This is a genomic window from uncultured Aureimonas sp. (assembly GCF_913775355.1).
Taxonomy (GTDB): Bacteria; Pseudomonadota; Alphaproteobacteria; order Rhizobiales; family Rhizobiaceae; genus Aureimonas.
Genome location: NZ_CAJYIU010000330.1, coordinates 22,383 through 28,689, shown reverse-complemented (window position 1 = coordinate 28,689; position 6,307 = coordinate 22,383). Strand labels below are relative to the sequence as shown.

Genomic DNA, 6,307 nt, shown 5'->3' with positions numbered 1-6,307 from the left:
AAGCCGATGATCGCGGCGGTCGACGGGCTGGCGATCGGGATCGGGACGACGCTGCTCCTCCACTGCGACCTCGTCTACGCCACGCCGCGCTCGCTCTTCCGCACGCCCTTCTCCGATCTCGGCATCGTCCCGGAAGCGGCCTCGAGCCTCCTCGGGCCGCTGGCGATGGGGCACCAGCGCGCCTTCGCTCTCCTCGTGATGGGCGAGACGTGGGACGCGGAAAAAGCGCGCGAGGCCGGTCTCGTGCTCTCGGTGGTGGCCGACGCGGAAGCCGACGGCGAAGCGGCGGCGCGCCGCTTGGCGACGAAACCGCGCGAGGCGGTGCGGATCGGCCGCGATCTCCTACGGGCGACGCCGGACGCCGTGCGTGAACGCATCGTGCTGGAGGCGGACCATTTCCAGGAGCGCCTCCGCTCGCCGGAAGCGCAGGCGGCCTTCGCCGCCTTCCTCACGCGCGGCTAGGACGACTTCTCGCGCTGGGCCTTCAGCTTGCGGCGGAACTGGAGCACGGTCCCGCCGCTGAGGATCAGGAACACGGCCGCGATCGCCGCATAGGCCCAGGGGCTGCCGTGGAGATAGGTGTCGATGCGGTCGCCGAGGATATACGCTCCGAAGCCGTAGGCGCCCGACCAGAGCGCGGCGCCGAGCGCGTTGTAGAAGAGGAACGACCACCACGGGAAGTGAAGCGTCCCGGCCGCGAAGCCGCAGACCTGGCGCAGGATCAGGATGAAGCGGGCGATCAGAACGATCGGCGGGCCGACCGTGCGGAACCGCTCCTCGACATAGCGATACTTCTCCTGCGTCAGCCCGATGCGATGGCCGTGCCGCGCGACGAGTTGGCTGCCGTAACGGTGGCCGAGCCAGTAGCCGAGATTGTCGCCGAGCGTACCGCCGAGCCAGGCGGAGGCGAACACGCCCCAGACGTTCAGCTGGCCGTGCCCGGCCATGATGCCGGCCGCGATCAGGATGCTCTCGCCGGGAAACGGCAGTCCGGTCGATTCCAGAAAGATCGACAGGAACAGGATGCCGTAGCCGTATCCCAAAAGAAAGCCGGTAATCCAATCGAGCATCGCGCCCTCAACGCTCGAAGAGAGCGACCGCCTCGACATGGTGGGACCAGAGGAACTGGTCGATTGGCGTGACCGACAGGAGCCTGTAGCCGCCGCCCACTAGTATCGCGGCATCGCGCGCGAGCGTCACCGGATTGCAGGACACCGCGGCGATCCGCTTGACGGCGGAGGCCGCCAGTTCGCGCGACTGAGCCTCAGCGCCGGCGCGCGGCGGATCGAACAGGACACCGTCGAACTTCGACAGCTCCTTCACCGTTAGGGGACGGCGATAGAGATCGCGCCGCTCGATGGCGATCGGCTTCAGTCCGCTCGCGCCGCGCTTGGCCTTTTCCAGAGCGGCGAGCGCCGGCGCGTCGAACTCGGCCGCGTGCACCGCGTGGCGCCGGGCCAGTCGCAGCGAGAAGGCGCCGAAGCCGCAGAAGAGATCGGCGACCGATTTCGACGGCGCCAGATGCGCCAGCGCGATCTCGGCCATGTGCTCCTCGGCCCGACCGACCGCCTGCAGAAAGGCGCCGGGCGGGAAGGGGACGGCTATGCCGGCCACGTCGATCACCGGGACGCGGTTCTCGATCAGCGTCTCGCCATCGACGGAGAGGCGTGCGACCGCGCCATCCTCCGCGCCCCAGGCGATCGTCGCCTGCCGGAGGTCGGCGGTGAGCTTGGCGGTCTGCTCGATGGCAACGTCGAGCCCGGTCGTGGTGCGCGTGACCGTCATCCGCAGCTCGCGCTGGCGGTCGATCAGGAGCGTCGCCAGCCGTTCGAAGCGCTTCAGCCGCGCGACGATCTCCGGCACGACGACGAGGCAGGTTTCGATCGGCGCGATCCGGTGGCTCAGCGCTTCGTGAAAGCCGAAGAGAACTCTCGGTCCCGCCCGCACGGCCGTGAAGACGGCGCGACGGCGCGAGGCGGGGTCGCAGGACACGAGCGACGCGACATCCGGCGACAAGCCTTCGCGCGACAGGGCGTCGACCACGAGGTCGCGCTTGAACGTCGCGTAGAGATCGTCGCTGAGATGCTGCAGGTCGCAGCCTCCGCAGCGGCCGAAATGGGGGCAGGGCGCCTCACGCCGGTCGGGCGAGGGCGCATCGACCGACAGGAGCTGGCCGCGGCCCCCCTGGCGCTCGATCGTCACGCGCTCGCCCGGCAGGGCGAACGGGACGAAGACCGTCGTCGGCTGGCGCGCGATGCCGTCGCCGCGCGTTCCCAGCGCATCGATCGCAACCTGCTCGCTCACGCCTTCACTCCACCCAACAGAAATTCCGTATTACCGTCGCCGCCCGTGATCGGCGACGGCTCGATCCCGAGCGACCGCCAGCCGGGCTGCTCGTCCAGCCAGTCCGCCAGTTCGGCTGCGACGGTGGGCGCCGTGGCCGGATCCCGCAGCAGGCCGCCCTTGCCGATCGCCTCGCGCCCGGCCTCGAACTGCGGCTTGACGAGAAGAACGGCCTTCGCGCCGCTTTCAGCCAGAGCGAGGGTCGGCGGGAGCGCCAGCCGCAAGGAGATGAAGCTCACGTCCGATACGACGAGACCGACCCGGCGTCCGCCGAGATGCTCGCCCGAGAGATCGCGTGCGTTCAGCCCTTCGAGGCAGGTGACGCGCGCATCCTCGCGCAGCGTCGTGTGCAACTGCCCGTGGCCGACGTCGACGGCGATCACATGCGCGGCGCCGCGCTCCAGGAGAACCTGCGTGAACCCGCCGGTCGAGGCGCCAACATCGAGGGCGTCGAGCCCGTCCGCGCGAATGTCGAAGGCGTCGAGGCCAGCGAGGAGCTTCAGCGCCGCCCGCGACACGTAGGCCGCGGCCGGGTCGTCGAGTTCAACCTGCGCATTTTCGTCGACTGTCTGGCCCGGCTTCGAAACCACGACGCCCTCGACGCGGACACGACCGCGCAGGATCGCATCGCGCGCCCGCGCGCGCGAATCGAGAAGGCGACGCTCGGCGACGAGCTGGTCCAGGCGGATGCGCTGTGCGTTCATTCCGACCCGTCTCAGGCGCGCATGACGCGCTGCGCTGTGTCGCCGAGCGCGCGGAACACGGTCTCGACGATCGCGGCGCGGTCGAGGCCGGAAACCTTGATCATGGCCTCGGGCGCGGCATGGTCGACGAAGCGGTCGGGCATCGTCATCGGCCGGACCTTGACGCCGCGATCCATCAGGCCGTGGCGCGCCATATGCTCCAGAACCTGCGCGGCGAAGCCGCCGGAAGCGCCTTCCTCGATGAGGATCAGCACCTCGTGGTGTGCGGCGAGGCGCCGGATCAGGTCGGTATCCAGCGGCTTGGCGAACCGCGCATCGGCAACCGTCGTCGACAGGCCGAAGCCTTCCAGTTCCTCGGCCGCGGCAACCGCTTCGGCGAGACGCGAGCCGAAGGACAGGATGGCGACCTTCGAGCCCTCGCGGACGATCCGGCCGCGGCCGATCTCCAGCGCGCGCCCGCGCTCGGGCATCTCGACGCCCGTGCCGTTGCCGCGCGGATAGCGGAACGAGATCGGGCCGTCCTCATGCTCCACGGCGGTGCGGACCATGTGGCGCAACTCCGCTTCGTCGGCCGCCGCCATCACCACCATGCCGGGAAGCGGGCACAGGAACCCGGTATCGAAGGAGCCGGCATGGGTCGGCCCGTCGGCACCGACGAAACCGGCACGGTCGATCGCGAACCGCACGGGAAGGTGCTGAATCGCGACGTCATGCACGATCTGGTCGTAGGCCCGCTGCAGGAAGGTCGAGTAGATCGCAACGAAGGGCTTGTAGCCCTCGGTCGCGAGACCCGCCGCGAAGGTCACCGCATGCTGCTCGGCGATACCGACGTCGAACGTTCGCTTCGGGAAGGCCTGTCCGAAAAGGTCGAGGCCGGTGCCGTCCGGCATCGCCGCGTTGATCGCGATGATCTTCTCGTCCTCGCGCGCTTCCTGAATCAGGGTCTCGGAGAAGACCTTCGTGTAGCTCGGCGCGTTCGACTTCGGCTTCGCCTGTGTGCCCGTCACCACGTCGAACTTCGACACGCCGTGATACTTGTCGGCGCTGGCCTCGGCCGGCGCATAACCCTTGCCCTTGCGCGTGACGACGTGAATCAGCACCGGACCGTCGCCGTTGTCGCGCACGTTTTTCAGAACGGGCAGGAGATGGTCGAGGTCGTGCCCGTCGATCGGTCCGACGTAGTAGAAGCCGAGCTCCTCGAACATCGTGCCGCCGGTCAGGAAGCCGCGCGTGTATTCCTCGGTCTTGCGCGCACCCTCGCGCACGAACTCCGGCAGATGGCTCGTCACCGTCTTCGCGCGGTTGCGCAGCGTGCGGTACGTCTTGCCGGAGACCAGACGCGCCAGATAGGCGCTCAGCGCCCCTGTCGGCGGCGCGATCGACATGTCGTTGTCGTTGAGGATCACGATCAGCCGGGCGTCGAGCGAACCGGCGTTGTTCATCGCCTCGTAGGCCATGCCCGCCGTCATCGCGCCATCCCCGATCACCGCGATGACGTTGTTGCGGCGACCGTCCATCTCGGCGGCGACCGCCATGCCGAGACCGGCGGAGATCGAGGTCGAGGAGTGGCCGGCGCCGAACGGGTCGTATTCGCTTTCCGTGCGCTTGGCGAAACCGGAGACGCCGCCCTCCTGGCGGACGGTGCGCATCGCCTCGCGGCGGCCGGTCAGGATCTTGTGCGGATAGGCCTGGTGCCCGACGTCCCAGATCAGCCGGTCGGCGGGCGTATCGAAGACGGCATGGATCGCGACCGTCAGCTCCACGACGCCGAGACCGGCTCCGAGGTGCCCGCCGGTGCGCGACACCGCGTCGATCAGATCCGTGCGCAGTTCGTCGGCCACCTGTCGCAGCGACGTCTCGGGCAGGGCGCGGAGGTCGGCCGGCGAGGCGATGCGATCGAGAAGCGGCGTGGACGGACTCTGGGACAAGGACATCTCCTGATGCGAAGGCCGACGCAGACGCGCGCCCCGTAGGTCGAGCCTGTTAGAACCGTTTCAGGACGGGTTGTCCACCGGCTGCCCCGGCGGTCAGGCCGGATCGAGCGGCTCGACGTCGACGGCCTTGCCGCCGCGCGAAAGCTTGATCTTCTCGACCTTGTCCTCGGCCGCGGAAAGCAGCCGGTCGCAATGCGACTTCAGCTTCTCGCCTCGTTCGTAGATGCGGATCGAATGCTCCAGCGCCACATCGCCGCGCTCGAGATCCGAGACGATGCGCTCAAGAGCCGACAAGGCTTCCTCGAAGCTCATGCGCCTGATGTCGCTGTCGTCGGCGGGCAGAGGGGCGATGGTGTCGGACATGATGAACCTTTGTGATGCTCGCCGTCAGCCGACCATCAGCCGCTGCACATGGGCTGCGACCGATCGTTCCAGGCCGACGAGATCGTAGCCGCCCTCCAGCACGCTCACGAGACGGTTGCCAGAAAAGCGGGAGGCGATGTCGAGAAGCTTGCCGGTCGCCCAGTCGAAGTCGGCCTCGATGAGATTGAGACCGGCGAGCGGATCGCGATGATGCGCGTCGAAACCGGCGGAAATGATGACGAGGTCGGGCCGGAACCGGATCAGCGCCGGGAGGACGCGCTCGGCGAAGGCGGCCCGGAACTCGTCGGTGCCGTCACCCTCGCTCAGGGGGACGTTGACGATGTTGCCGGCGCCCGTCTCGGCTTCCGCGCCGGTGCCGGGATAGAGCGGCGCCTGATGCGTCGAGACATACATCACCGACGGGTCGGACCAGAAGATGTCCTGCGTCCCGTTGCCGTGGTGCACGTCCCAGTCGATGATCGCGACCTTTTCCAGTCCGTGGACGGCTTGCGCATGGCGGGCGGCGATCGCGGCCTGATTGAACAGGCAGAAACCCATCGCCGTCTCGCGCTCGGCATGGTGGCCGGGTGGGCGGGCTGCGACGAACACGTTGCGCGCCTCGCCCGAAACCACGTCATCCACCGCGGCGCAGGCGGCCCCGACCGCATGCAGCGCGGCGGAAAAGCTCTTCGGGCTGACGACGGTGTCGCCGTCGATGCGCGTCATTCCTTCGGCCGGCGTCGCGCGCGCGATCTTGCGGACGTGATCGACGGAATGGCAGCGATAGACCGCTTCGACCGATCCCTCGGGAGCGAGCACGCGGTCAAGGTTCTGGAAGGCCTCAGCCTCCAGCGCGGCGGCGACCGCCGCCATGCGCTCGGGCCGTTCGGGATGGCCGGGGCCGGTCAGGTGCTCGGCGAAGATCGGGTGGTGGTAGAGACGCGTCATCACGGGCAAACGTCT

Annotated in this window: 7 protein-coding genes; 1 reads left to right on the top strand and 6 read right to left on the bottom strand. The window is 68.7% G+C overall.

Going from position 1 to position 6,307, the window contains the following annotated elements; translation table 11 throughout:
* A partial coding sequence (locus QZ753_RS20530) for an enoyl-CoA hydratase-related protein (RefSeq protein WP_294646458.1) occupies window positions 1-462 on the top strand: 462 nt, incomplete at its 5' end.
* Here the strand turns inward: QZ753_RS20530 and QZ753_RS20525 are convergent.
* The 6 genes from QZ753_RS20525 to QZ753_RS20500 all read right to left on the bottom strand — a co-directional run bounded on the left by QZ753_RS20525 (window position 459) and on the right by QZ753_RS20500 (window position 6,295).
* Complete coding sequence (locus QZ753_RS20525; RefSeq protein ID WP_294646457.1) at window positions 459-1,070, bottom strand: DedA family protein; 612 nt, start codon at window positions 1,068-1,070, stop codon at window positions 459-461. The two genes, QZ753_RS20530 and QZ753_RS20525, sit on opposite strands and share 4 nt — an antisense overlap.
* 7 nt (window positions 1,071-1,077) lie before the next feature.
* Window positions 1,078-2,304, bottom strand: a complete 1,227-nt coding sequence (locus QZ753_RS20520) for a class I SAM-dependent RNA methyltransferase (protein ID WP_294646455.1) — start codon at window positions 2,302-2,304, stop codon at window positions 1,078-1,080.
* Window positions 2,301-3,047, bottom strand: coding sequence for a TlyA family RNA methyltransferase (locus QZ753_RS20515; RefSeq protein ID WP_294646454.1), 747 nt, complete (start codon window positions 3,045-3,047; stop codon window positions 2,301-2,303). The genes QZ753_RS20520 and QZ753_RS20515 overlap by 4 nt, the downstream gene beginning before the upstream one ends.
* An 11-nt stretch (window positions 3,048-3,058) precedes the next feature.
* Window positions 3,059-4,981: a 1-deoxy-D-xylulose-5-phosphate synthase gene (dxs, locus tag QZ753_RS20510; RefSeq protein ID WP_294646453.1), complete on the bottom strand. Its 1,923-nt coding sequence runs from the start codon at window positions 4,979-4,981 to the stop codon at window positions 3,059-3,061.
* Window positions 4,982-5,074: 93 nt separating this feature from the next.
* Window positions 5,075-5,344: an exodeoxyribonuclease VII small subunit gene (locus QZ753_RS20505; protein WP_294646452.1), complete on the bottom strand. Its 270-nt coding sequence runs from the start codon at window positions 5,342-5,344 to the stop codon at window positions 5,075-5,077.
* A gap of 24 nt (window positions 5,345-5,368) precedes the next feature.
* Window positions 5,369-6,295, bottom strand: coding sequence for a histone deacetylase family protein (locus QZ753_RS20500; protein ID WP_294646450.1), 927 nt, complete (start codon window positions 6,293-6,295; stop codon window positions 5,369-5,371).
* Window positions 6,296-6,307: the final 12 nt, after the last annotated feature.